This is a genomic window from Comamonas aquatica NBRC 14918 (genome assembly GCF_000739875.1).
Taxonomy (GTDB): Bacteria; Pseudomonadota; Gammaproteobacteria; order Burkholderiales; family Burkholderiaceae_C; genus Comamonas; species Comamonas aquatica.
Genome location: NZ_BBJR01000054.1, coordinates 23,851 through 48,956 on the forward strand (window position 1 = coordinate 23,851; position 25,106 = coordinate 48,956).

At 66.1% G+C, this 25,106-nt stretch carries 27 protein-coding genes; 11 read left to right on the forward strand and 16 right to left on the reverse strand.

Annotated elements, in window-relative coordinates; genetic code table 11:
* From CA2_RS13000 to CA2_RS13010, 3 genes are all read right to left on the reverse strand, one after another.
* The gene (locus tag CA2_RS13000) at positions 1-885 is read right to left on the reverse strand and encodes a CorC family transporter (RefSeq protein WP_042417944.1); all 885 of its coding nucleotides are present in this window, start codon (positions 883-885) and stop codon (positions 1-3) included.
* A 115-nt stretch (positions 886-1,000) separates the two neighbouring features.
* The gene (locus tag CA2_RS13005) at positions 1,001-1,711 is read right to left on the reverse strand and encodes a GNAT family N-acetyltransferase (RefSeq protein WP_042417947.1); all 711 of its coding nucleotides are present in this window, start codon (positions 1,709-1,711) and stop codon (positions 1,001-1,003) included.
* A gap of 344 nt (positions 1,712-2,055) precedes the next feature.
* Positions 2,056-2,538: an Lrp/AsnC family transcriptional regulator gene (locus CA2_RS13010; RefSeq protein WP_042417951.1), complete on the reverse strand. Its 483-nt coding sequence runs from the start codon at positions 2,536-2,538 to the stop codon at positions 2,056-2,058.
* A 217-nt stretch (positions 2,539-2,755) separates the two neighbouring features.
* Between CA2_RS13010 and CA2_RS13015 the strand changes: the two genes are divergently transcribed.
* Together CA2_RS13015 and CA2_RS13020 are read left to right on the forward strand one after the other, a co-directional pair.
* Positions 2,756-4,477, forward strand: a complete 1,722-nt coding sequence (locus CA2_RS13015) for an AMP-binding protein (RefSeq protein WP_042417954.1) — start codon at positions 2,756-2,758, stop codon at positions 4,475-4,477.
* Between the two features lie 2 nt (positions 4,478-4,479).
* Entirely contained in the window at positions 4,480-5,424 is a 945-nt protein-coding gene (locus CA2_RS13020; RefSeq protein ID WP_042417955.1) for an MBL fold metallo-hydrolase, read from the forward strand.
* A 43-nt stretch (positions 5,425-5,467) separates the two neighbouring features.
* On the opposite strand, the gene CA2_RS13025 is transcribed toward CA2_RS13020, so the two are convergent.
* Positions 5,468-7,453, reverse strand: a complete 1,986-nt coding sequence (locus CA2_RS13025) for a lytic transglycosylase domain-containing protein (protein ID WP_042417958.1) — start codon at positions 7,451-7,453, stop codon at positions 5,468-5,470.
* 14 nt (positions 7,454-7,467) lie between these two features.
* On the opposite strand from CA2_RS13025, the gene CA2_RS13030 reads away from it, so the two are divergent.
* Complete coding sequence (locus tag CA2_RS13030) at positions 7,468-8,040, forward strand: 5-formyltetrahydrofolate cyclo-ligase (protein ID WP_042417960.1); 573 nt, start codon at positions 7,468-7,470, stop codon at positions 8,038-8,040.
* A gap of 8 nt (positions 8,041-8,048) precedes the next feature.
* A complete protein-coding gene (locus CA2_RS13035) occupies positions 8,049-8,324 on the forward strand; it encodes a hypothetical protein (protein WP_042417963.1) in 276 nt (91 codons plus the stop codon).
* 261 nt (positions 8,325-8,585) lie between these two features.
* Here CA2_RS13035 and queC read toward each other — a convergent pair whose 3' ends face one another.
* Entirely contained in the window at positions 8,586-9,290 is a 705-nt protein-coding gene (gene queC / locus CA2_RS13040; protein WP_042417966.1) for a 7-cyano-7-deazaguanine synthase QueC, read from the reverse strand.
* Between the two features lie 64 nt (positions 9,291-9,354).
* Between queC and CA2_RS13045 the strand changes: the two genes are divergently transcribed.
* Positions 9,355-10,038 (forward strand): glutathione S-transferase family protein, encoded by a 684-nt coding sequence (locus tag CA2_RS13045; protein ID WP_042417969.1) that lies wholly within the window; start codon positions 9,355-9,357, stop codon positions 10,036-10,038.
* 40 nt (positions 10,039-10,078) lie between these two features.
* Here CA2_RS13045 and CA2_RS13050 read toward each other — a convergent pair whose 3' ends face one another.
* Positions 10,079-10,534, reverse strand: a complete 456-nt coding sequence (locus CA2_RS13050; protein ID WP_042417972.1) for a hypothetical protein — start codon at positions 10,532-10,534, stop codon at positions 10,079-10,081.
* Positions 10,535-10,650: 116 nt separating this feature from the next.
* Here CA2_RS13050 and CA2_RS13055 point away from each other — a divergent pair, with 116 nt between their 5' ends.
* From CA2_RS13055 to CA2_RS13075, 5 genes are all read left to right on the forward strand, one after another.
* Positions 10,651-11,883, forward strand: coding sequence for a multifunctional CCA addition/repair protein (locus CA2_RS13055; protein ID WP_042417975.1), 1,233 nt, complete (start codon positions 10,651-10,653; stop codon positions 11,881-11,883).
* A 131-nt stretch (positions 11,884-12,014) separates the two neighbouring features.
* Positions 12,015-13,535 carry an acetaldehyde dehydrogenase ExaC gene (exaC, locus tag CA2_RS13060; RefSeq protein ID WP_042417978.1) on the forward strand — a complete coding sequence of 507 codons (1,521 nt, stop codon included), beginning with the start codon at positions 12,015-12,017 and terminating at the stop codon, positions 13,533-13,535.
* Between the two features lie 206 nt (positions 13,536-13,741).
* Positions 13,742-14,107: a DUF779 domain-containing protein gene (locus CA2_RS13065; protein WP_042417981.1), complete on the forward strand. Its 366-nt coding sequence runs from the start codon at positions 13,742-13,744 to the stop codon at positions 14,105-14,107.
* A 445-nt stretch (positions 14,108-14,552) separates the two neighbouring features.
* Complete coding sequence (locus tag CA2_RS13070; RefSeq protein ID WP_052369938.1) at positions 14,553-15,695, forward strand: aminotransferase class V-fold PLP-dependent enzyme; 1,143 nt, start codon at positions 14,553-14,555, stop codon at positions 15,693-15,695.
* A 95-nt stretch (positions 15,696-15,790) separates the two neighbouring features.
* A complete protein-coding gene (locus CA2_RS13075) occupies positions 15,791-16,240 on the forward strand; it encodes a hypothetical protein (protein WP_042417988.1) in 450 nt (149 codons plus the stop codon).
* 7 nt (positions 16,241-16,247) lie between these two features.
* Here CA2_RS13075 and trxC read toward each other — a convergent pair whose 3' ends face one another.
* From trxC to CA2_RS13090, 3 genes are all read right to left on the reverse strand, one after another.
* The gene (gene trxC / locus CA2_RS13080) at positions 16,248-16,691 is read right to left on the reverse strand and encodes a thioredoxin TrxC (RefSeq protein WP_042417992.1); all 444 of its coding nucleotides are present in this window, start codon (positions 16,689-16,691) and stop codon (positions 16,248-16,250) included.
* Between the two features lie 141 nt (positions 16,692-16,832).
* Positions 16,833-17,039 (reverse strand): DUF2905 family protein, encoded by a 207-nt coding sequence (locus CA2_RS13085; protein WP_042417995.1) that lies wholly within the window; start codon positions 17,037-17,039, stop codon positions 16,833-16,835.
* A 20-nt stretch (positions 17,040-17,059) separates the two neighbouring features.
* Entirely contained in the window at positions 17,060-18,070 is a 1,011-nt protein-coding gene (locus CA2_RS13090) for a class I SAM-dependent methyltransferase (RefSeq protein ID WP_042418021.1), read from the reverse strand.
* Between the two features lie 242 nt (positions 18,071-18,312).
* Between CA2_RS13090 and CA2_RS13095 the strand changes: the two genes are divergently transcribed.
* Positions 18,313-18,687: a dihydroneopterin aldolase gene (locus CA2_RS13095; RefSeq protein WP_042417998.1), complete on the forward strand. Its 375-nt coding sequence runs from the start codon at positions 18,313-18,315 to the stop codon at positions 18,685-18,687.
* A gap of 37 nt (positions 18,688-18,724) precedes the next feature.
* On the opposite strand, the gene CA2_RS13100 is transcribed toward CA2_RS13095, so the two are convergent.
* The 7 genes from CA2_RS13100 to CA2_RS13130 form a co-directional block, all read right to left on the reverse strand.
* Positions 18,725-21,787: a pilus assembly protein gene (locus CA2_RS13100; RefSeq protein ID WP_042418000.1), complete on the reverse strand. Its 3,063-nt coding sequence runs from the start codon at positions 21,785-21,787 to the stop codon at positions 18,725-18,727.
* A 12-nt stretch (positions 21,788-21,799) separates the two neighbouring features.
* Positions 21,800-22,393 carry a pilus assembly PilX family protein gene (locus CA2_RS13105; protein ID WP_042418001.1) on the reverse strand — a complete coding sequence of 198 codons (594 nt, stop codon included), beginning with the start codon at positions 22,391-22,393 and terminating at the stop codon, positions 21,800-21,802.
* Positions 22,390-23,484: a PilW family protein gene (locus CA2_RS13110; RefSeq protein WP_174435616.1), complete on the reverse strand. Its 1,095-nt coding sequence runs from the start codon at positions 23,482-23,484 to the stop codon at positions 22,390-22,392. Before CA2_RS13110 ends, CA2_RS13105 begins: the two co-directional genes overlap by 4 nt.
* Entirely contained in the window at positions 23,481-24,050 is a 570-nt protein-coding gene (pilV, locus tag CA2_RS13115; protein WP_156106054.1) for a type IV pilus modification protein PilV, read from the reverse strand. The genes CA2_RS13110 and pilV overlap by 4 nt, the downstream gene beginning before the upstream one ends.
* Entirely contained in the window at positions 24,047-24,529 is a 483-nt protein-coding gene (locus CA2_RS13120; RefSeq protein WP_042418007.1) for a GspH/FimT family pseudopilin, read from the reverse strand. Before CA2_RS13120 ends, pilV begins: the two co-directional genes overlap by 4 nt.
* Positions 24,530-24,538: 9 nt before the next feature.
* Positions 24,539-24,907 (reverse strand): type IV pilin protein, encoded by a 369-nt coding sequence (locus CA2_RS13125; RefSeq protein ID WP_042418010.1) that lies wholly within the window; start codon positions 24,905-24,907, stop codon positions 24,539-24,541.
* Positions 24,908-24,910: 3 nt separating this feature from the next.
* On the reverse strand, positions 24,911-25,106 hold a 196-nt coding region (locus CA2_RS13130; protein ID WP_156106056.1), incomplete at its 5' end, for an integrase core domain-containing protein.

Genomic DNA, 25,106 nt, shown 5'->3' on the forward strand with positions numbered 1-25,106 from the left:
TCATTCGCTCACACTTTCCGTCGTTCCATCGTCCCTGCGCCGCACCTGGAACCAGCGCACCGCGCCGCCCTTGGCGTGCAACACCACGAACTGCAGGCCGGCCACCTCCCAGGACTCGCCGCGCTTGGGCAGGCGCCCCATGGCATGGCTCACCCAGCCACCAATCGTTTCAAAGTCTTCGGCCTGGGCCTCCTGGTCGAAGCGCACGCCAAAAGCATCGGCCAGCCGCTCCAGCGGCGTGTGCCCTGCCACGCGGTAGGTGTTGTCGGCCAGCGCGAAGATGTCGCCGTGTTCTTCGGGGATGTCGAACTCGTCCTCGATCTCCCCGACGATTTCCTCCAGCACGTCCTCCATGGTCACCAGGCCCGACACCTTGCCGAACTCATCGATCAGGATGCTCATGTGGTTGCGGTTGGTGCGAAATTCGCGCAGCAGGTCGTACAGGCCCTTGGTCTCCGGCACGAAGATCGCCGGGCGCAGCAGGGCGCGCAGATTCAAGGACGGCGAGCGCTGCAGCTTCAGCAGGTCCTTGGCCATCAGAATGCCGATGATGTTGTCCCGCTCCCCCTCGTAGACCGGGAAGCGCGAGTGCGCCGTGCGGATCACCTGGCCCAGCAGTTCGTCGCAGGGGGCGTGGATGTCCAGCACGTCCATGCGCGGTGCCGCCACCATGATGTCGGTGGCCGTGCGGTCCGCCATGCGGATCACACCCTCGAGCATCACGCGAGCCTCGGTGCCGATGACTTCGTTGTCCTCGGCTTCGGCCAGGGTTTCGATGAGTTCATCCTTGGAGTCGAGCCCCGGGTGGATGAATTCGACAATCTTTTGCAGAAAGCTGCGCTTGTCTTCGCGCTCCGGGTGGCGCGCAGGGTGCGGGTCTGACACAGACGTTCAGTGCAGGACATGCAGTTGTGGAGAGGGCACCAAGGATAGCGGATTCACTGCGGGCCTCCAAGCTCAGTGCCGCGCGCCTGGGCACAGCGGCCCCGGGGAGCAGGACTTACTGCGCCGATTTGTGGCGGCCTTCGCGCACGTCCTGGCGGATTTCCTGCACGTCGGCCAGGATGGACCAGAACTGCTTGGCCTGCTTCTTGAGCTGGTAGTCCACCTCGGCCACCTGGTTGTCCCACAGCTCGGAGACATGGGTGTCCAGCCCGGCGGCGGGCAGTTGCAGGTAGGCCTCGGACTCGGTGCCGTCACGCTGCACGCGGGCGCCGGCGTTGCGGGCGATCTTGAGCATGGCGGTGTTCTCGCTCAGCGCGTGGATGAACATCATCTCCACGCCCTTGTTGCGCGAATGCAGGACGGCGCGGGCGAACAGGCGCGTGCCCAGGCCCAGGCCGCGTGCGGTCTTCAGCACCGACACCCCGAATTCCGCGCAGTTGCTGTGGTGCGCCAGGTCGGTATAGGCCAGGTGCGCCATGGCGATCAGCTCCAGCCGGCGGTTGAAGATGCCGAAGATATCGTCGCGGTCGAAGTTCAGGTTGTCCGCATAGCGCTTGACCTGTTCGTCGTTGGCGGCATAGCCGAAGCGCAGGTAGCGGTCGCTGGGATCCAGCTTGAGCAGGTGCGCACGGATGCGATCGCGGTGGCGGGCGGACAGTTCACGGATGGGCACCAGGGTCGGCACGCTGCGGGCCGACGCGGCTTTGCGCAGCCATTGCTGGCTGGCTTTCCAAGGGGCAGTGATCCAACGGAGAGGCTCGGTCATGGGTCAAAAGTCCTGTGCGGCTGGGCACATTCTTTCAGGCATCGCGCGCCACATCCACAGCAGTGTTTCCCAGGCGGCGCACAAACCTAGGGTTTACGCTTAATTGCTGCATTGCAGCATAAAACGCATGCACTGTGTACCCGCAGGGGCAAGCGGCTGTCATTCTGGCGACCGCTGCGCGGCATTTGCACCACAAAAAAACAGCACCGGTCGGTGCTGTGGTGGCGAGTTGCGGCGCTACTCGCAAAAAACGTAGCTGCCAGCGCTTGTTCAATCTTCGATTCATTCAGATATAAATATGAATCGCTGATGCAGCGAGCGCCAAGCGCTATGCTTTCAGAAGCTCACACCGGTACCGACGTGGTCGCCTTGACGCGGTCCAGCACAAAGCTGGTCTTGCAGTCGGCCACGCTGGGGTGCTTGAGCAGGGTTTCCATGATGAAGCGGCTGTAGTGCTGCATGTCCGACACCACCACGCGCAGCAGGTAATCCATGTCCCCGGTCAGCGAGGCGCACTCCACCACCTCAGGCCAGTTCTGCACGCTCTGCTTGAAGGCATCCATGGGGTTGCGCTTGTGAATCTCGGTGCTCTTTTCCAGGCGAACATTCAGATAGGCTGTCAGCCCAAGGCCCACCTTTTCCGGCGGCACCAGGGCCACGTAGCGCTCGATCACCCCCGCTTCCTCCAGACGCTTGACCCGGCGCAGCACGGCGCTGGGCGACAGGCCGACTTGCTCGCCGATCACGTCATAGGTCTCACGGCCGTTTTCCTGCAGACGACGCAGGATGGAACGGTCCAGCTTATCGAGGGTGTGTTCTGTGCTCATGTCGGAAGATTTTATGCACCCCACCACGGAGACAGGCGGGTTGTGCCACGATATTTGCGAAAACCGCACGTTGCACGCATTTTTCTTGAGCGTCCAGGCCAACCCACCCCCTGGTTTGCCCGCGTTCCTAGGAAAAGCCCCATCCCGGGGCGGCAGCCGCCCCTCCAACAATGGGCTCTGAATCTTGATTGTGGTTTTCAGACAGAAAGGCGCTGATATGGATCGTCCGTGGCTCAACCACTACCCCGCCGGGGTGCCCCATGCCATCGACCCCGAGGCCTACCCCTCGGTGGTGGACCTGCTGGAGGAATCCTTACGGACGAATGCCGACCAGCCCTTCACGGTCTGCATGGACGTATGGATGCGCTACCGCGACCTGGACCAGCACTCGCGGCACCTGGGCGCCTGGCTGCAAAGCCTGCACCTGGAGCCCGACGCCCGCGTGGCCATCATGCTGCCCAATATCCCGCAGTTTGCCGTCAGCATGGCCGGCGTGCTGCGTGCCGGCTACACCTGCGTCAACGTCAACCCGCTGTACACGGCGCGCGAGCTGGAGCACCAGCTCAAGGATTCCGGCGCCACCGCCATCATCATCCTGGAAAACTTCGCGCACACGCTGGCCGACGTCCTGCCGCGCACCCCAATCCAGCACGTATGCATGGCCTCCATGGGCGACCTGCTGGGCTTCTGGTACGGCCACTGGATCACCTTCGCCGTACGCCACCTGGCCAAGATGGTGCCCGCCTACGAGCTGCCCCTGGACGGCCGCAGCGTCACCCCATTCAAGCAAGCCCTGGCGCGCGGTGCGCGCCTGCAGCTGCGCAAGCCCCACGTCAGCGGCGACAGCATTGCCTTCCTGCAGTACACCGGCGGCACCACCGGCCTGTCCAAGGGCGCCATCCTGACGCACCGCAACATCATTGCCGCCACGCTGCAGGCCGAGGCCTGGTTTGCCCCGGCCTACGCCGGGCAAAGCGACATGCGCAAGATCCACGGTATCGCCGCGCTGCCGCTGTACCACATCTTCGCACTGACCCTGCTGCTGCTGTCGCTGCGCCAGGGCTCCAGCCTCAGCCTGATTCCCAACCCGCGCGACATCCCCAAGTTTGTCGAGGTGCTGCGCAAGCGCCCCTTCCACACCCTGCCGGCCGTGAACACCTTGTTCAACGCGCTACTGCAAAACCCCAAGTTCCGCGCCCTGGACTTTTCGGCACTGGCAGTGTCCCAGGCCGGCGGCATGGCGGCCTCCGAAGGCACGGCCCGCGAATGGCAGAAAGTGACTGGCAAGGCCATGATCGAAGGCTGGGGCATGAGCGAGACCTGCGCCATCGGCACCAACAACCCGGTCAACGCCACCCGCTTCAGCGGCACCATCGGCCTGCCGCTGCCCGGGATTGACCTGGCCATCAAGGACGATGACGGCAACACCCTGCCGCAGGGCGAGCACGGCGAAATCTGCATCCGCGGCCCCAACGTCATGCAGGGCTACTACCGCCAGCCCGAGGAAACGACCAAGGCCTTCACCGCCGATGGCTTCATGCGCACCGGCGACATCGGCCTGATGGACGCACAGGGCTTCTTCAAGATCATCGACCGCAAGAAGGACATGATCCTGGTCAGCGGCTTCAACGTCTTCCCGAACGAGCTGGAGAACGTCATCTCCCTGTGCCCCGGCGTGGTCGAATGTGCCGCCGTGGGCGTGCCGGATGAACACTCCGGCGAGGCCATCAAGGTGTTCGTCATCAAGAACGACCCCACACTGACCGAGGAGCGCCTGCTGCGCTACTGCCACGACAACCTCACGGGCTACAAGCGGCCCAAGTACATCGAGTTCCGCGACGAACTGCCCAAGACCAACGTCGGCAAGATCTTGCGCCGCGAGCTGCGCCCCACGGCAGCGCGTGCACCGGCCCCCCGCCCCGAGACCACCGCCCACTAGCCATGCCCCAGGACTCGACCACGCCGAGCCTGTGGCCCGGCATGTTTTTTTTCGAACGCGGCTGGCTCTCGGCCAACAACATCCTGTTGCTGGGCCCCGACGACGCCGCCCTGGTGGACACCGGCTACTGCAGCCATGCAGAGCAGACGGTGGACCTGGTGGCCAGCACCCTGGACACGCGGCCGCTCACCCACGTCCTGAACACCCACCTGCACAGTGACCACTGCGGCGGCAATGCCGCCCTGCAGGCGCGCTGGCCGGAGGTGCAGACCTGGATTGCCCCAGGGCAGGCCGCCCAGGTGCAGGACTGGGACCCCGTGGCCCTGAGCTACACCCCCACCGGCCAGTCCTGCCCCCGTTTTCGGGCCGACGGTGTGCTGCAGCCCGGCAGCACGGTCACCCTGGGCGGGCGGCCCTGGCAGGTGCACGCCGCACCCGGCCATGACCCGCACTCCATCGTGCTGTTCGAGCCCGAGCGCCGGCTGCTGATCTCTGCCGATGCGCTGTGGGAGCACGGCTTTGGCGTGGTGTTTCCGGAAATCGAAGGGGCGCAGGCGTTTGCCGAAGTGGCCGCCACGCTGGACGTGATCGAGCAGTTGCAGCCCGCCCTGGTGCTGCCCGGCCACGGCCCACTGTTCACGGACGTGGCCGCGGCCCTCGCCCGGGCGCGCCAGCGTTTGCAGGGGTTCATCGCCCAGCCCGAACGCCATGCCCGCTACGCCGCCAAGGTGCTGCTCAAGTACAAGCTGCTGGAGTGGCAGCAACTGCCATTGAACCAGGTGCACGCCTGGTGCCAACAGACCCCCTACCTGGGCCTGCTGCACGCCCGGTACTTTGACGCCCAGTCCCCCACGCAGTGGGTCGAGACCCTGGTGCAAGAGCTGGTGGCCAGCCAGGCCGCCGCGCTGGAGGTGCGCGACGGCACCCCGCTGCTGCTCAACCGCTGAGACCGTGCAGGCCCCACGCCGTGAGGCTGGGGCCGAGTAGCGCTCACGGCAGGTCGGGGTTGTACTCGGCCGTGGTTACCTTGGGGCCCACCGTGCCCAGGCGCGCCTTCAGCGACTGGGGGCGGCCGGTGATCATGGCCGCGTAGTTGGTGGTGTTGGACAGCACCTTCTTGACGTAGTCGCGCGTTTCGGTGAACGGCACGTTCTCCGCCCAGATGGCACCCTCCAGCACCGGGCCGTTGCGCCAGTTGCGGGGGCGCCCCGGGCCGGCGTTGTAACCGGCGGCAGCCATGGCCATGGAGCCCTCGAAGTCATCCAGCGCCAGCTTCAGGTAGGACGTGCCGATGGTGATGTTCACATCGCGGTCATTGATCATCTGCGGCTGGAAGTCGGTCATGCCGATCTTGCGCGCCGTCCACTTGGCGGTCGCCGGCATCACCTGCATCAAGCCCGAGGCCCCGACGTGCGAACGCGCATCCATGATGAAGCGGCTTTCCTGGCGGATCAGCCCGTAGACGTAGGCCGGATCCAAACCAATGCTGTTGGCCTTGGCGATCACCGCGTCGTGGAAGGGCATGGGGAAGCGCTGTTTCCAGTCGATAGCCTCGCGCGTGCGTTCGCTGGTGTTGATGCAGCGGTCCCAGACCTGGGCCTTGCAGGCCAGATCGGCTGCTGCCAGCAACTCGCGGTCGTTCATGCCGCCAGGCACATGCAGGCCCACGCTGTAGTTCCACTCGCGCACGCCCTCGCTGCGCAGGCCGATGCGGATCGCATACAGCGCGCGCTGCAGGCCGGGGTTGCTGGCTGCGGCCGCCTGTTCCTGTACCGTCAGCGGTTGTGGGGCGGGCGGCACGGTGACGGCCTGGCCCAGGTCTTCCAACGCCAGTTTTTCGTAGAAGCCCTTCACGCTGGCAATACTCTGCAGCAGGCGCTGGGCCTCGGCACGCTCGGCCTCGCCGCCGCGGCGGTCGCTCAGCAGGGCCCGGGCCTTCCAGTAGACCCAGGCGCTGTCGGCCTGCAGCGACGGCGGCATGGCATCGATGGTCTTGCGCACGGTGTGCCACTGGCCGGCCCGCAGGTTGGCGCGCACCATCCATTCCTGCGACTCGTCGGACATGCGCTCCGGCTTGCCGACCTTGTCGAAATAGGCCACCGCATTGCTGTCCAGGCGCCGTGCGCTGACCTTGCCGATGACGCCCCAGACCCAATCACGCTCTTCGGCCCGCAGCTGGGCGGCCCAACGGCTGTCCATCAGGCTGGCGGCCTGGTCGGGGTCGGTGCTGGCCATGCGAATCAGCGCCAGCACGGCCAGCTCGCGCCGGGTGTTGCCGCGCACCTTGCTGGTGCCGGCCAGGTACTTGGCCGGCGAGGCAAACACCTCGGTCAGGTGCGACAGCGCATCCGGCGCCACGATGGTGACGGCACGGCGCGTGCCGGTCTGGCGGTTTTGCTCGGCGGACAGGCGCGCGCGCTTCCACACGGCCAGATCGTCGAGCTGCTGGATGGCGTACAGCTCGCTGGCGGCATAGGTGCAGCCATCGTCGGCATCGCGCTGGGCGTGCCACAGACGCACCACCTCCTGGGCGGCATGCTCGGGCTGGCGGCGTTCGATGGTCTGCACGGCCATGTCGTAGCAACGCACCTCACGGTCGTCCTGCATGCGGAAATCGGCCAGCATGCGGGCAAAGTCAGACCACTGGCGGCGCTGCCCCAGCAGCAGCAGCCAGTCGTTGCGCAGACGGTCCTCCTGGTAGGTGCCGCGCCAGCGCTGCAGGAAGGCATCGACCTCGGCCTGGTTCGAGGTTTCCAGGCGGGCCTTCAATTCCCAGTAGGCCGCCCAGGGCTCCAGCGGGTGTCCGGCGGTCTGGGGCAGCAGGGCCGCCAGCCGTGCCTTGTCGCCCTTGCGCGCCGCTTCCTGCATCTGCAGCAACACGTTGTCGCCCGCGGCGGTCTGGGCAACGGCCGAGAAAACTGGAACGCTAAAAACGAGGGCCGCGCAAAGCGGTGTCAGAATCTTGTGCAATGGCATAGAGGAATTATGTGATGGACAAAGCGGCCCTTCGACGCACCTTGGTACAGCAACGCCTCACTATGGTGGATCGCCTACAGCGCGCGGACGATTTGCAACGTGTCATGCGCATCTGGCTGGTGGACCGTCCGGACACCGTGATCGGCGCCTACTGGCCGATCAAGGGCGAGTTCGATCCCCTGCCCGTGCTGCACCGCTGGAAGGAAGACGGCGAACTGCTGGACAAGCCCCAGCGCCGCCGCATCGGCCTGCCGGTGATCGACAAGATCACCAAGACCATGCGCTTCCATGCCTGGCACCCTGGCTGTCCCATGGAGGAGGATGCCTACGGCATTCCCAAGCCCAAGGACACCGAGGTGATCACCCCCACCCTGCTGTTCGTGCCCTGCGTGGGCTACGGCCCCGGCGGTTACCGCCTGGGCTATGGCGGGGGCTTTTACGACCGCACCCTGGCCGGCCTGCGCCCCGCACCGCACACGGTGGGGCTGGGCTTCACCCAGGGTTTCATTGAAGATTTCCTGCCGGAATCCCACGACCTGCCGCTGGATGCCATCCTGAACGACAACGGCGTGGTCTGGCCTGTTTGACTGTTGGTATGCCCGTTCGCAAGCAAAAATCCGTCCCGCAGCGCCGTCTGCAATCGCGCCCGCCCCTCACCCCCATGCACCAGCCGCTGACACGCGCCGAGGTGCAGCGCCTGCAAGGTCACATGCGCCGCCACGGCCCGCACAGCCTGACGCCGCGCCAGCACGACGCCATCTGGGACTTCCTGTTCGCCCTGCCCGAAAGCCAGGCCTGGATGGCCGACATGGTGGCGCAAACCCGCGCCGCCCAGGCCGGGCTACGACCCCGTTCAAAAAAGGAAGCGTGACGCGCGCGACTGCCTTGCGATGCAGATATAAAACATCTGCAAACGCTTGAACAGCGTGCGCAGACAGCTCCTGAAAATGAGCAGTTGTCTTACCAACCCCAACGGCACGCGGAAGGTGCCGGGCATGTCCATCAGACGCGCCACCCCTGGGCTAAGGGCTAAGGGCTAAGGGCTAAGGGCTAAGGGCTAAGGGCTAAGGGCTAAGGGCTAAGGGCTTGGCATCCGGCCATTTCCCAGGCGCAGCTTCAGCCCCCTCCGCGCTCAAGCGGCCTGGGCCGCGCGCCAGCGCTGCCAGCCCTTGGCGCGCAGGTCGCAGGCCGGGCAGTGGCCGCAGCCGTGGCCCCAGGCGTGCAGCACATCGCGCGTGCCCTCGTAGCAGGTGTGCGTGTCCTGCACGATCAGCTGCACCAGGGCGTCGCCGCCCAGGTCCAGGGCCATCTGCCAGGTGGCGGCCTTGTCGATCCACATCAGCGGCGTCTCGATGCGCAGGCGCCGCTCCAGTCCCAGGTTCAGCGCCAGCTGCATGGCCTTCATGGTGTCGTCGCGGCAGTCGGGATAGCCGGAAAAATCCGTCTCGCAGACACCGGTCACGATGACCTGCAGCCCGCGCCGGTAGGCCAGGGCGCCGGCCAGCGTCAAGAACAGCAGGTTGCGCCCGGGCACAAAGGTGTTGGGCAGGCCGTCGGCCTGCATGGCGAAGGCCACGTCCTCGGTCAGGGACGAGCCGCCGATCTGCTTGAGCACGTCCAGGCTCAGCACATGGTCCTCACCCAGCTTGGGCGCCCACTGGGGAAACTGCGTGCGCAGCTGCTGCAGCACCGTCAGCCGCGCCTGCAGCTCCACGCTGTGGCGCTGGCCATAGTCAAAGCCCAGGGTTTCGACCCGGTCGTACTTCGACAGGGCATGGGCCAGGCAGGTGGTGGAGTCCTGTCCACCCGAAAACATCACAAGCGCAGAGGTATGCATAGGCCGGAATTACAACACGCGCTACAGTGCCACGACGTCACATGGTTGTGAGAACGGACCCCCTATGCTGCAGCTTTACATCGGCAACAAGAACTACTCTTCCTGGTCCATGCGCCCCTGGGTGGCGATGCGCCAGCTGGGCATCGCCTTCGACGAGGTCCTGGTGCGCTTCGACAGCTTCGCGCCCGATTCGCAGTTCAAGCGCACGCTGCGCCCCCTGACGCCCACGGGCACCGTGCCCGTGCTGGTGCACGACGATCTGGCCATCTGGGACACGCTGGCGATTGCCGAGTACCTGGCCGAGACCTTCCCCAAGGCCGGCATCTGGCCGGCGTCGGTGACCGACCGCGCCCGCGCCCGCAGCCTCTGCGCCGAGATGCACAGCGGCTTCACCGCCCTGCGCAGCCACTGCCCCATGAACATCGAGGCCCAGCTGCCCGAGGTTGGCGCCAAGATCTGGGCCGAGCAGGTGGCCGTGCGCGCCAATGTGGCCCGCCTGGTCGACATGTGGAGCGAACTGCTGCAATCCCACGGCGGCCCCATGCTGTTCGGCCGGTTCAGCATGGTCGATGCCTACTTCGCCCCGGTGTGCATGCGCCTGCACACCTACGGCCTGCCCGTGCCATCCGCGATTGCCGACTACGTGCAGCGCGTGCGCGCCGTGCCGGCCGTCCAGGCCTGGATCACGCAGGCCGAGGCCGAACACGACTTCCGCGACTTCGACGAACCCTATCGCACCCAGCGCTGAAACGCGCCGGGTGGCGCACCGGTCCCCCTGGTGGGCGGGCCTACTTGAACTGCTTGCGCAGCATGGGCTTGTGCCGCGCAATGTGCGCCAGCTGGGCCGGGGCCAGGGTGCCGCCCAGGTCTTCGTCCTCGGTGTTGAGCACCGCGTTGGCGTAGCGCAGGGCCCGGGCCACCACCTCGTCCTCGCTCACGCCCTGCTGCGCGGCCAGCTCCATGGCCACGCGGCGCATGGCGCGCTGCGACAGCATCCACATGGCGCCAAAGGCCTCCCAGGCGGCGGCGGTCTTCTGGCTTTGCGCGTGGTCGGCCAGGATGTCCTTGAGCGGCTTGGCCAGCACCTCCTGCAGCGCCTCCATTTGTTCCTGCAGGGTTTCCAACTGGGCTTCGCGCTCGAGTGCCGCGGCGGCGGCCTGGGCCTGGGCGTCCGGGGCCTCGGGCACAGGCACGCTGCCATCCGGGTTCAACTGGGCAATGGTGAGGGAAGAAAGCAAGGACATGGCGCACCCCAGGGCAAGAAGGGGGCGACTATACAAACAAAATCCGTCCCCCGGCGGGCGCGGTGCATCGCACGCTGCCGGGCGTCGGCGACGGCAGCGGCCCTACACTTGGCCGCATGAAGATTTACATGGTTGGCGGCGCCGTGCGCGACCGCCTGTTGCAGCGCCCGGTGCACGACACTGACTGGGTGGTCGTGGGCGCCACCCCCGAAGACATGACGGCGCGCGGCTTCACGCCCGTGGGGCGCGATTTCCCGGTGTTCCTGCACCCCGAGACCCACGAGGAATACGCCCTGGCGCGCACCGAGCGCAAGAGTGGCATGGGCTACCGCGGCTTTGTGGTCCACACTGCCCCCGACGTGACGCTGGAAGAAGACCTGGCGCGGCGCGACCTCACCATCAATGCGATAGCAGCTCCCGCAGGCTGGACGGGCACTGAAGACGTTTTTGACCCCTATCACGGCCAGGCCGACCTGCAGGCCAGGGTGCTGCGCCATGTGACCGAGGCCTTCCGCGAAGACCCGGTGCGCATCCTGCGCGTGGCGCGCTTTGCCGCGCGCTTCACCGATTTCCATGTGGCCCCCGAGACCCTGCAGCTGATGCGCGAGATGGTGGCCGCGGGCGAGGCCGACCACCTGGTGCCCGAGCGCGTCTGGCAGGAAATCAGCCGCGGGCTGATGGAGGCCCAGCCCTCGCGCATGTTCGAGGTGCTACGCGCCTGCGGCGCCCTGCGCGTGCTGCTGCCCGAGCTGGACCGCCTGTGGGGCGTGCCCCAGCGCGCCGAATACCACCCCGAGGTGGACAGCGGCGTGCACGCCATGCTGGTGCTGGACATGGCCGCACAGCTGCAATCGCCGCTGAGCGTGCGCTTTGCCTGCCTGTGCCACGATTTCGGCAAGGGCACCACATCGGCCGAGATGCTGCCGCGCCACATCGGCCACGAGCAGCGCAGCGCCCGGCTGCTGCAGGGCGTGTGCGCGCGCTGGCGCGTGCCCAACGATTGCAAGGAACTGGCCGACGTGGTGGCGCGCGAGCACGGCAACATCCACCGCAGCGGGGAGATGAACGCCGCGGCCGTGCTGCGCCTGCTGGAGCGCTGCGACGCCCTGCGCAAGCCCGCGCGCTTTGCCGAGGCCCTGCTGGCCTGCGAATGCGATGCCCGGGGGCGCACCGGCTTCGAGGACCGTCCCTACCCTCAGCGCCAGCGCCTGCAGACGGCACTGGACGCAGCCCTGGCCGTGGACACTGCGCCCGTCGCCCAGGCCGCGGCCCAGCGCGGGCTGAAGGGCCCGGCGATTGGCGAGGCCGTGGCCAGCGCGCGCCAGCAGGCCGTGGCCCAGGTGCTGTAGGCGGGGACGCCGAGGCAGCGCTTCCCAGGGAAAACCGCCAAACACCCGGGCAGGGACACAGAGGAAGATGTGCCGGTTGGGCCCACGTCGGCCCACACCCACCCTCGTTTCCTTTGTTCTGGAGGTTTGCCATGGCTTATGCCCTTCCCGGCCAATCCGGTGCGCTGCACCACTACCAAGACCGCTACGACAACTACATCGGCGGCCAGTGGGTGCCGCCCAGCGGTGGCGAGTATTTCGATGTGGTCACGCCGATCACCGGCCAGGTCTACACGCGCGTGGCACGCGGCACGGCGGCCGACATCGAAAAGGCCCTGGACGCGGCCCACGCCGCGGCCGACGCCTGGGGCAAGACCTCGGCCACCGAGCGCAGCAACATCCTGCTGCAGATGGCCGACCGCATCGATGCCCACCGCGAACTGCTGGCCTATGTGGAGACCATCGACAACGGCAAGGCCATCCGCGAGACGCTGGCCGCCGACATTCCGCTGGCCGCCGACCACTTCCGCTACTTTGCCGGCGCGGTGCGCACCCAGGAAGGCGGCATCAGCCAGATCGACAACGAGACCGTGGCTTACCACTTCCACGAGCCACTGGGCGTGGTCGGACAGATCATCCCCTGGAACTTCCCCATCCTGATGGCGGCCTGGAAGCTGGCGCCCGCGCTGGCCGCGGGCAACTGCGTGGTGCTCAAGCCCGCCGAATCCACGCCCGTGTCCATCCTGGTGCTGATGGGCCTGGTCGGTGACCTGCTGCCGCCCGGCGTGCTGAACATCGTCAACGGCTTCGGCCGCGAGGCCGGCATGCCGCTGGCGCAAAGCAAGCGCATTGCCAAGATCGCCTTCACCGGCTCCACCAGCACCGGCCGCGTGATCGCCCAGGCGGCGGCCAACAGCCTGATCCCGGCCACGCTGGAGTTGGGCGGCAAGTCGCCCAACATCTTCTTCGCCGACGTGATGGACAAGGACGACAGCTTCCTCGACAAGGCCATCGAAGGCCTGGTGCTGTTCGCCTTCAACCAGGGCGAGGTCTGCACCTGCCCCAGCCGTGCCCTGATCCAGGAGTCGATCTACGACAAGTTCATGGAACGCGTGCTCCAGCGCGTGGCAGCCATCAAGCACGCCGACCCGCTGGACCCCAGCAGCATGATGGGCGCGCAGGCCAGCAAGGAGCAGCTGACCAAAATCCTGTCCTACCTGGACCTGGGCCGGCAGGAAGGTGCCGAGGTGCTGATCGGCGGCGCCCAGGCCCAGCTGGGCGGTGCCCTGTCCGGCGGCTACTACGTGCAGCCCACCATCTTCAAGGGCCACAACAAGATGCGCATCTTCCAGGAGGAGATCTTCGGCCCCGTGCTGGCCGTGACCACCTTCAAGACCGAGGAAGAAGCCCTGGCCCTGGCCAATGACACGCTCTACGGCCTGGGCGCCGGCGTCTGGAGCCGCAACGGCAATGTGGCCTACCGCATGGGCCGCGCCATCAAGGCCGGGCGCGTGTGGACCAACTGCTACCACCACTACCCCGCGCACGCGGCGTTCGGGGGCTACAAGGAGTCGGGCATCGGGCGCGAGAACCACAAGCAGATGCTGGACCACTACCAGCAGACCAAGAACCTGCTGGTGTCCTACTCCGAGCACAAGCTGGGCTTCTTCTAAACCAGACCTGGAGCGTGCCGCCCGCCACCGCCCCCCGGGCCGCCACACCGCCGTGGCACTGGGCCCACGGTGGGCCGGCAGCACGCTCCACCCGGTTACGGCAGGTACTGCAGGCGCTGCAGGCGCTGCAGGATGTGAATGAAATCACCTGATAGCGCTTGTGCAGCCTGCGCACCGCGCTCTCTTTTTCTTACCAGGAGCACCCCATGGTCGATCGCGTCATTGCCACGCCCGCCACGCTGGAGTTGATCGACGTGCTGCGCACCAAGTACGGGCCCCGGCTGTTCTTTCACCAATCCGGGGGCTGCTGCGACAACAGCGCCGCCAACTGCTACATCGAGGGCGAGTTGACCATCGGCCCCGGCGATGTGCAGCTGGGCGAGATCGGCGGCCTGCCGTTCTACATGAGCGCCTCGCAGTTCGAGTACTGGCAGCACACCCAGCTCATCATCGACGTGATCGACGGCCATGGCGGCGGCACCCTGTCGCTGGAAGGCCCTGAAGGCAAGGCCTTCCTGACCCGCTCGCGCGTGTTCACCGATGCCGAGCTGGCCCAGCTGCGGGCGGTTTGACATCACCGTGCGGCCTGCCATGCCCAGCACACGCCAACCACGCCGCAAGCGCAGCGTCGGCCGCGCGATGGCCTGGACCGTCTGGGCCGTGGCCACGCCCGCCGCCATGGCCCAGCCCCTGGTGGCGCACAGCGCCCCGCCAGGGGGGCACTGGCCCTGCGGGTCAGTGCCGGCACCGCCCAGATGCAGGGCCTGTCGCCCGAAAATCTGCTAATTGCCTTGCGCCGGCGCCAGCTGCCCCATGCGGCCCAGCTGGAATGTTCAGCCCTGGACACCCAGCTGCCCGCGCTGGAACAGGCCCAGGCGCGTTTTCGCGCACTGCGCTGCTAACCCTTTGCCGATGCACGAAGGGTCTGGCCGCCTGTGGGCACGGCCCCGGCCCCTGGCGCGCCGCCGGGTCGCCGGGTCGCGCTAGCATGGGCCTCTGCCCCCTCTGTTCCCCACCATGCACTACTTCAACCAAGCCGCCGGCGGACTGATGCCGGACCGCGTGCTGCAGGCGGTCACCGACTACATGCAGCGCGAGCAGGCCCTGGGCTCCTACGTGGCCGCCCAGCAGGCCCAGCCCCTGCTGCTGCAGCTCTATGCCCAGCTGGCGGCGCTGCTGCAATGCCAGCCGGCCGATATCGCCCTGACCACCGGCAACACCCACGGCTGGTGTGCCGTGGTCGGCGCCCTGCCTCTGCAGGACGGGGACCGCGTGCTGGTCACGCCGGGCGAATGGGGTGGCAACTACGCGATGCTGCTGCAGCTGCAGGCCCGCACCGGCTGCGTGGTGGAGACCATGCCCTGCACCGCGGACGGCCACATCGACATGGCGGCGCTGGAGGCCGGGCTGGACGCGCGCGTCCAGCTCATCGCGCTGACCTGGGTGCCGGCCAACGGCAGCACGGTGTATGACGCCCAGGCCCTGGGCCAGCTGTGCGCCCGCCATGGCATCCCCTACATCATCGATGCGGCCCAGGCCCTGGGCCACATCCCCGTCGATGTGCAAGCCCTGCAGTGCGATGTGCTTACGGCCCCGGGCCGCAAATGGCTGTGTGGCCCGCGCGGCACCGGGCTGGTGTACCTGAAACCCGGCTTTGCCGCACGTCTGCAGCCCATGACGGTGGACCATGTGTCCTGCCCCATCACCCCCACCGGCCCGGTGCTGCGCCAGGATGCGCGGATGCTGGAGCAGTCCGAATCCTCCGTCGCCCTCAAGCTGGGCCTGCTGGCCGCGCTGGACACGGCCCAGGCCGAGGGTTGGGCGCAGCGCTTTGCCGCCATCGCCGAGCGCGCCCGGCAACTGCGCAGCGCCCTGGCGGACGTGCCGGGCCTGCGCCTGCACAGCCTGGCTGCCGCCCCCGCCGACTGCGGCATCGTGCCGTTCACACTGCAGGGCCACACCCCTGCCCAGGTGCAGCAGGCACTGCTGCAGTGCCACATCCAGGTGGCCGCCAGCGGCATGGGCTTCACCCCGCTGGACATGCAGGCCCGCGACTTGAGCGCCGTGGTGCGCGCCTCGGTCAGCGCCCACACCACCGATGCCGACATCCAGGCGCTGGTGCAGGCCTTGCAAGCGCTGTCTGCAGCACCCTCCCGCTGAGCGGCTGCGTCAGCGGGTGACAACACCGTGGAGGGGCTGGCCTGCGGGCATCGCTGGACGTCACCCGCAGGCAGCCCCTACCTACCATCCGGTGCATGCGTTCAACACCTCTCGCCATGGCTGCGCTGTGGGGCCTGGTCGCCTGCCACGTACAGGCGCAGCAGGTCTACCGCTGTGACATCCACGACAAAACCAGCTATTCCCACGAACCCTGTCTCGGTGCCCTGGTGATCGACACCACGCCGACGCAAGGGCTCAACCAATCCACCGGCAAAGTACAACGCCACCCCGATGTGCAACGCGAGATCACCCATCGCCAAATCGCCGAAGCCATAGGCCCGATCACCGGCAAGTCACAGCAAGCACTGGCTGTCGACCGGCGCAGAATGCGACTCAGCGCCTCCGACAAGCTGCACTGCGAATGGCTGGACCTGCGCTTGCCCAGCCTGGAGGCCCAGGTTGCCCAGGCCCGCGCCGACCAAAAAGGCCAGGCCGAGCTGGCGCTCTACCAAGCCCGCCTCCAGTTGCGTGACCTGGGCTGCTGAGCGGTGCTCAGCCCACCACCGAGCGCACCCAGCGCACGATCTCGCCAGCGGGCAAGGCACCGGAGATGCGGGCCTTTTCCACGCCGTTCTGGAACACGATCATGGTGGGAATGCTGCGCACGTTGTACGGGGCGGCCGCCTGGGGGTGGGCCTCGGTGTCCAGCTTGGCCAGTCGCACCTGGGGCGACAGCTGCTGGGCGGCCTGGGCAAAGGCCGGCGCCATCATGCGGCAGGGACCGCACCAGGGGGCCCAAAAGTCCACCACCACCGGGATGTGACTGCGCCCCACGTGCTTGGCAAAACTGTCGGCGTCCAGCGCCACGGGCTCCCCCGTGAACAGCGGCTGGTGGCAGCTGCCGCAGTCGGGCGCATGGCCCAGGTGCTGGGCCGCCACGCGGTTGGTCTTGTGGCAGTGGGGGCAGACGATGTGCAGGGCTTCGGGCGTGGTCATGGCGGCTCCAGGAACTCTCAAAGCCTGCACATGGTGGTGGGCCCGCTTTTTGCAAGTCGGCCAGGCACGCTCCTCGGCCGGTCGATGTTTGAACAAAAGGCGGTTTCTCGCTGATGCAGCCTGCGCCAGCAGCTCACTTTTTCAGAACAACCAGGCCAGCAATTTGATGGTGCTGAACAGCAGCACCGTCACCAGCACGGCACTGGCGCAGGGCAGGAAAACCTCGCGCCCGAGCAGACGGAAGGTGAAGTCCCCGGGCAGGCGGCCCAGACCGACCTTGCGGATCACCCCGGTGGCGCTGTTGAGCAGCACCAGCAGGACAAAGATCAGCAGCATCCAGCGAATCATGTACAGCGTCCGGTCGGGGCTCAGAGCCGGTGGGTGCGATCACCCTGAACAAAGCCCAGGGCGTTCCAGGGCTCGACGCCCTTGCACAGACCGATGACCTTGAACAGCTCGCCCATCTCATGTTCCATCATCAATTTGAGCGCGGGCACGCGCTGGATCTGCGTCAGCTGCTCCAGTTTTTGCTGCAGGCCGCAGTTGATGAGGAAATGCGCCTGGGTGGTGTAGCCCAGCACTTCCAGGCCGGCCTCCTGCGCAGCCACGGCGGTGCCGGTGAAGTTGACGTGGGCCGTGATGTCCTTGAGGCCGATCTTGTCCAGCGGATCGCTGTCCACCTGGTGCTGGTAGTGGCAGACCGTGGTGCCCATGTGGCGCTGCGGGTGGTAGTACTCCGACTCGCCAAAACCATAGTCGATGAAGAAGGCGGCACCGCGCTCCAGGCGCTCGCCCAGGGTGCGGATGAAGGCCTCGCCCTGGGCGTGGATTTCGGTCTCGTAATCGTGCTCGCCCTCCACCTCCAGCGGGGGGCGCAGGTCGGTGGGGCGGTCGGCCCAGACCAGGGCCTCGCCTTGCAGTGCCACGCCGCGCTCGTGCCACACGCCGCCTACACGGGCCAGCAGTTGCACGGGCATGGCATCCAGCACCTCGTTACCGATCACCACGCCCTGCATCCGCGCAGGCAGGGCATCGGCCCAGACCACGGTCGGCGCATGGGCCGCCAGACGCGCCTGCTGGCGCGCACGCAGCGTGCCGGACAGGTCGACGATGGTGTAGCGCTCGATGGCCACGCCCAGGCGCTGTAGCTCATCTAGCACCTGCAGGGCCAGGGCCCCGGTGCCGGCACCGAACTCCCACACCTCGCGCGTGCCGGTCGCGGCCAGGGCCTCGGCCACCTGCGCAGCCAGCAACTGGCCAAACACGGGGGACAGCTCGGGCGCGGTCACGAAATCGCTGCCGGAATCGGGCATGGCCCCGAACTTGGCCGTGTCGTTGGCGTAATAGCCCAGCCCGGGGGTGTACAGGGCCAGGGCCATGAAACGGTCAAAGCCCAGCCAGCCACCGGCCTCGGCAATGGCCTGATCGATGTGCGAACGCAAGGCGCTCATTAAAATTGCGGGTTCTGTCATCACCCCTGCATTGTCGTCGCAGTCGAAAGCCCGGGCGCACAAGCTGCATGCGGCACCAGCCCAGGGCGACGATGGACACCCCTGCCACCCCCGATTCACCTCCACGCTGTCCGCGGCTGCACGCCAGCCGGGGCGGCACCTGCTGCACCATGTCCTCTGCTGCCACCGGCCAACGCACGATCTTCCTCACCGGGCTGCGCCTGAACGCGCACCTGGGCATCCTGGACCACGAGCGCGCGGCCGCACAGCCGATCCGGGTGGATGCCGAACTGAACCTGGGAACGCTGCCCCTGCTGCCGGCGCGCGATGACATTTCCGAGGTGCTGGACTACCGGCTGGCGCGCGAGGCCATCATCGCCACCTGCACGGCGGGCCACTCCGACCTGCTGGAGCGCCTGACCGGCCTGCTGGCGCAGAACCTGCTGGCCTTGCCCGGTGTGCGCGGTGTGCGTGTGACGGTGGCCAAGCTGGCGATCTTTGACGATTGCGAAGTGGCCATCCGCCTGGAAGCCGGACAGTGGTGAGGCCAGGGCCTGCCCCCGGCAGGCCCTCACCGCGCCTTCAGCGGGCCGATTCCTCGAACCAGTAGCGGCGCTTGCGCGGCACGTTGATGGTGGAGGGCGTGTTGCTGGTCTCGATGCCCGAGCCCTTGGCGTTGGGTGCGCCGATCAGGAATTCCTTCTTCTTGGTCACCGTGTGGCCGTTACTGTCCGTGTACGAGATGCTCACGAACCCGGACACCGGGCTGGGCGGCAGACCACCGCCATTGAGGATCTGCGAAGTGGCCGCACGGCAGAACAGCGGCGCGGCGTACGACTTGGCAACACCCAAATTAGCAGAGCAAGCAGGCCCTATCTCCGATCCAGTTTTAGGCCGGTTAGTACCGAAGTACGTCACGCCGCGGAAAGTAGTCGCTGCATTCACAACTTTTTCATTAACTCGGTTCCCGTCTTTATCTTTACTCTCCAAAAGTAGGTAGCACCCGGCCTGCATGTTCTGGTTCTCCACCCCCACCTGCCCCAGACCACTGAAACTGACAGGGGTGTAATCCGCCGGTGACGTCCATCCTTTGGTCAGATGGTCATCAAACACGGTGAAGAACGCATCGCTACCTTGAGTGGTCAGCGGTTTTTCTCGGTCCCCGGAACCCACTTGGATAGCCGTGAAATCACGAGTCATGACCAGGCTAGGCGGATAGAAGAACTTACGCACGGCGGTATCGCTGATCAATGCGGCCAGCCGGAAGCTCTTCCACACATCAGCACCGACCGTGTCCATGGTTTCAAAATCGATGCGGTACAGGTTGCCCCCGGTGTCCACGGCATAGGCCCTGTCGATATAGCCATCGCCGTCCGAATCCAGCAGGCTGACATCCGCCGGCACGCTGCGCAGGGTCGCGAACGACTTCAGCAGGGCGCCGGTTTCGGCATCCAGCACCAGCACCGCATTGCCCATGGTGGTGGTCCCGGGTGGCGTGACGTCTTCCGCCGTAGCGTCATAGCCGGCGCCCATGACCAGCACCAGCTTGGAGGTGGCGGCGGTATCCCGGATCCTGGCCAGCCGGGGTTCCGACCAGGTCTGGCCCAACTGCGAGAACCCGGTGTCGGCCGATGTCTTCTTCCACAGGAACTTGGGGTTGCTAGGGTCGGTGACATCCAGGGCATAGACCATGCGCCCCCCGCGGCGCATGCCCATGTAGAGCCATGCCTTGGTGGTTGTTCCCGCCTGGTTGACATGCTGGTAGATGCTGATCGGCCCATCGACAAAGTAGTCCCTGGGCGTCGCGCTGGCCAGGGTGGTGGTGGAGAGGCGAATGTCGGGCGACTGGTCGCGCAGGCGCTTGAACTTGGGGAAGAACTCCTGGGGAATGAAGCCCCACAGCTCCTTGCCAGCATCGGCGGAATCGGTTGGAACATTGCCGTTGATGGCATGCAGCATGCCATCGTTGGATCCGTAGAACACCACGATGTTCGGGGCCTTGTCGGTGCCGTAGTTGATCACGGCGGGCCGCGAATGCAGCACATCCCCATGCACGCTGGAACGGATGGTGGTCGTGCCACCGGGGCCCTTCTCGTCCGACGGGCTGCGGTTGTCCGTACCGCGCACCCAGGCAATCAGCTGGTTGCGCTCGGTGGTGTCGGCCGCCACGGCGCTCAGGTTGCTGCTGTTGGCCACCGAGAACTGGGTCGCCGCATTGGTCGCGAGGTTCGTGTCCTTGGCGCATCCCACGCAGGTCAGCACCTTGCGGGCATCCTGCGAGGTGGCGTACACCCCGCGCAGCATCTGCGCGGCGCCCCCCTTCTCGACCACCTCGCCATCGGGCGAGTCCGAGGTGGATTTCGGCGTCCCCATGGGGTCGTTCACCCAGAAGCTGCTCGGCTGCGTCCAGAACGACACCGCACCCGGCTCGATGAAGCCGGTGGTGGAGCTGACCGCACTGCGCCCGTTGGCGCCAGCCAGGAACAAGCCGTCGGTCACCACGTCATAGCCGAACTGGTACTGCTTGAGGTTGCCGCGCCAGCGGGGCGCCCCATTGCCATCGGGGCGGAACATGCCCATGAAGATCTGGTTCAGGTAGGTGCCTTGGGCGTTCACACTGACGGGCAGGCTGGCAGCGGAAAACACGCTGTCCACCGCCTGCATACGGTTGAAGATGTCCCCCAGGGCCAAGGTCAGCTCGGACACGGTCCTGGCCTCGTAGAAATCACCCCCGCCCTGGCTAGCGATGCCCTTGAAGATCGCGGGATAGCTGGCATCGTCGCTGGAAGCACCAGTCACCGCGATCGCATGGGTAGTCACATTCACCAACTGTGCTTCTGGTTTGGCGTTGATACCGCGCAAAAACCGGGCGTACTCATCCGTCCAGTTGTCTGCGTCTTCTTTGTCCACCACACCGGAAGAATAGGTAATCTGCGCCGTACTGCCGTGTACTTCATCCAGCAATTTCTTCACATCCGCATCCTTAACGAAGTCTTTCTGCGGTGGACCATTCGCAATCAGGATGACGTAGTTCTTCGGGCAATTCGCCGCGGTCGCGTTGAGCTTGTACTTGCCGCCCTCGAAGGCATTCGGGTCGTACGGCAAGGTGCCGGCACGCTGCCCTGCGTAGGGCGCTTTCTCGGCGTAATACAGGTAGGCCTCGTGCATCGCCAAGCCATACGAAGTGGGCGAGGGCGACTGGTTCTGCGTCAGGTTCTTCACCGTGTTCAACAAGGTCGTCTTGCCCGCCGCAGTCACCGGGGTGAACGCCTGGATGACGCGCGCGCCGGTCCCCACATTGGTCTCGTTGAAGACCATGAACGCAATATTGAACAGCGGCACATCGCCAGCGCCCACGTCCAGTCCTTTGATGACCTTGTACAGCGCGCACTGTTCGACGCTGAACTTCTTGCCATTCGTGGTCGGGCCCTGGGTACCTTCGTAATAACAAGGTCCCTGGCCATTGTTGGCGTTCCAGTTGGCCGAGTTGTCGATGATGAACAGCACGTTGGCCACACCAGAGCCGCCCGCCGCGCTGTAGATGTCGATGTCGCTGCTGTACTGTGCCGAGGCACTGCCGGCTACCAGACCCCACAGCATGCACAGCACGGTGCGCGGTAATTTTTTCCAGATGGCAGTCTGCATAGCGGACCTCTTCTATTCCGTGCCGCAATAGTTTGCGACCTCATTGCCAAAGATCACCACACTCACCCCCTGGTGGACTGCCACCCGGGTTTGCGATGCGGCATCGGTGACTTGTGCGCCGATATCCCAGTCACTGTTCGCACAACTTTCGGGGCTGGCGCTGGCCACCGCCGCCTCGGACTCCACAAACGTGCTGCCCTGTTTTTGTTCCGCACGGCAAGGCGCGTACGGGTCTGCCGCCGTGCCGCCGCGTGGTGCGGCAGGCAGCTCCGAGGCCTGGATGTTCTTGGCACGGTAGCAGGTGGGCCGCGGCACCACCTTGGCCACATAATCGGCCACGCCATCGCCATTCATGTCGACCTCGAACGACTTGTTGGCCACGCCGTCGGGGTTCTTGAAAAAGTCGGTCGCGCCGATGGTTTCCTCGATGGTCAGCTGCGCGGCATACAGGCTTTCCTGGCGCGACTGTGCATTGGCGACGATGCGCAGCTCGTTGTTCACGCTGTGGAAAACGGCCACCGCCAAGATGCTCAGGATGGCCAGGAAGATCAAGGCAACGACCAGGGAGAAACCCCGCTGCGCGGCGTGGGGGATGCGTGCCTTCATGGTGTCGTCCCTCCCGTGGTCGCGCCGCCACCCGACGAGGCAGGCACGGTCGGCACCGGCACTTCACGCCGCCCCGCCACATTGTTCAGCCGCACCGTGCTGGAATACACGCGCCGCTTGAAGCCATCGGTGAAAGGCCCGTGCTCCACATCGGCCAGGTGGTACTTGCGCCCACCATCGTCAAAGCCAGGCGACGCATCCTGGGAACGCACCAGCAAATGCATGCGCACGCTCATCACATTGCTCCAGTCGTTGTCTGCAGCACCGGCCACGCCGCTCAGTGCGGTGCGGTACACATCGGGGGCGCCTTTGCTGTCGTTGCTGCTGGCTGCGGCACTGCTAGCTGTTGTGTCAAACCCATATTCCAGCACCATGTCCTCCACACCTTCCACCAGGGGCACCGGCACATAGGCCGCGCCACGCAGCTCGGCCATGGTCAGCGTGGGGATGCCGTCCCCAGCCCCGGTGCACTCGCTGCACGACGCGATGTAGTAGATGCGCGAGACATAGGGGCGCACCGCGGTCAGCTGATTGCACTTGCGCTCGCGCAGCACAAAGCTGGCGGTCTGCGTCGCCGCCACGAACGGGGTGCTGGCGCTGTCGCTGTTGCAACGCGAGGTCTGCACATAGACCGTGCCCGCCTGCGCCGATGCGACGGCCACGCTGTCCGTGCCCAGGCGGTGCACCACGAACGCCGGCGTCCCCGCACGCCGGTTGCTGATGCACGCCAGCGCCTCCGTCGCACCCACCCCCACCAGCGGCATCGGTGCCAAGGGGGTAGCCGGTGAAGAGGCATCCCAGCCCAGGGCATTGAGCGCGGTCGCACACGCTGCAGGCAAGGAATACGCCAGACTGTCCATGGGGACTTCGGCATAAAAACCAGCCATGCTCAGGTCGTCCTGCAGCAACTCCATGGCGTACCGGCCGTTCTCGATCTGACGCAAGCTCTGGTTCAGCGCATTGCTGGAGCGGCTGCTGTTGGCAAACATCAGCGCCAGCCCGGCGACCAGCACCAGGCCAACCACCATGCCGACCATCAGCTCGACCACGCTCAGGCCCAGCTGGGCACGAGGTGCACTGCGCTGCGTCATGGTGTGGCCTCCTGCAACTGTGCGACCTGCACCACGGCAGTCACCACCCGGCGGGTATTTTCAGACGCATACGCATCCTTACCACACACGGCCACAGGGGCAGCGCTGGCGTTGATGCCCTGCCACGCCAGCGTGATCTGGTAGTAATGCATGGCCGGGGTGGACAGGCTGCTGAGCTTGCTCACACACCCCCTGGCCGCCAGCATGGCCCCGACCTGGCTGGTGCCCACGGTTTCCGCCGCCCCACGGATGTTCAGGCTCCACTCGCACAAATCACGCTGCGCCTGCGTCCAGCCAGCCGTTGTGCAATCCCCCGGCGCGGTCACACCGATGTCGTTGGCCACATAGGCATCGGCATTCCAGCGGTTAAGTTCCATGCGCTGCGCCAGATCGTTCACCAGCATCAAGGCCTGGGTGCGCTGCGCCCCTTCCATGGTGGCGGCCACGCTTTTGCCTTGCAGGGCGATGTAACCCAGAAGGCCGAAGGCCACCACCAGCATGGCGACCAGCACTTCGAGCAAAGAGGCGCCACGTTCACGGTGGCGCACGGCGAGAGAGGGTTTCATGGCGTTGGACATGGCGAAAGCACACTCTTGGGCCGCCCCGAGGGGTCCAGCGAAATGCACCGGTGGCTGTTCGCTTGCCGATCCTCAAGGCCAAAACGCGTGACAGCGGTGGCATTCGCCACCCTGCCATTGCGATCAAACGTCACGGTCGCCGGCGCCTGCACCACGCGCACGCTGGAGCCAGCGCCTGCGCGCTGCGCCACCACCTCCGTACCAACCGTCAACGTCCAGCCGGCGGTCCAGTCCCCGGTCTGCTGCGGCGTCAAGGTGATATCGCTGCCCCGCTTGAGGGCCTCGCTGCGCGCCAAACTCAGGTCGGCCACCATGTCATAGGCCATGGCTTTCAGCCGCTGGGCATCCAGCAGCCCGCGGAACGATGGCACCGCCAGGCCCAGAAAGACGCTCAGCACCACCAGCGTGACCATCAGCTCGACCAGCGTGAAACCCTGCTGCCGGGAAGGTGAGGAAGGGATGGTCATCACTGCCTCCTACCAGCACTTTGCCGGGGATTTGACCGCACGGTTGGTCACGCTCAGCGTGCCACACGACTCGCGCTCCTGCGCCCCCTTCGGCGCTGCGGTCAGCGTAAAAGCAGGCACCGTACCAGCTGCACTCAGGGTCAGTGTCAGGGTATAGGCGCTGTCGACCTGCGCAGGCAACGTCACCCCCAGGTCAGACAAGGTCGTGGCATAGCTGCGCACATCCAGCATGCGCTGTTGCTGGCGCGTCACCACATCCATCATCAGCGTCTGCGTTTCCACCCGGCGTGTCTTGCGCACATGCTCCATGTAGCTGGGATAGGCCACCGCCGCCAAAATGCCGATGACCGCCATGTATTGACCCAGCGGTTTCTGCACAGGTCAGGCTGCTAAAGCATAAGCCTCAGCGGGGGTCTTCATGCCCAGCGCCTGATGAGGGCGCCGGTAGTTATAAAAGCCGATCCAATCTGCGATCACACGACTGGCGTGCTGCAGTGTCTCGAAGCGGTGGCGGTGCACGCATTGGTCTTTGAGCGTTCTGATCACGCGCTCGACCATGCCGTTTTGCTCCGGGCTG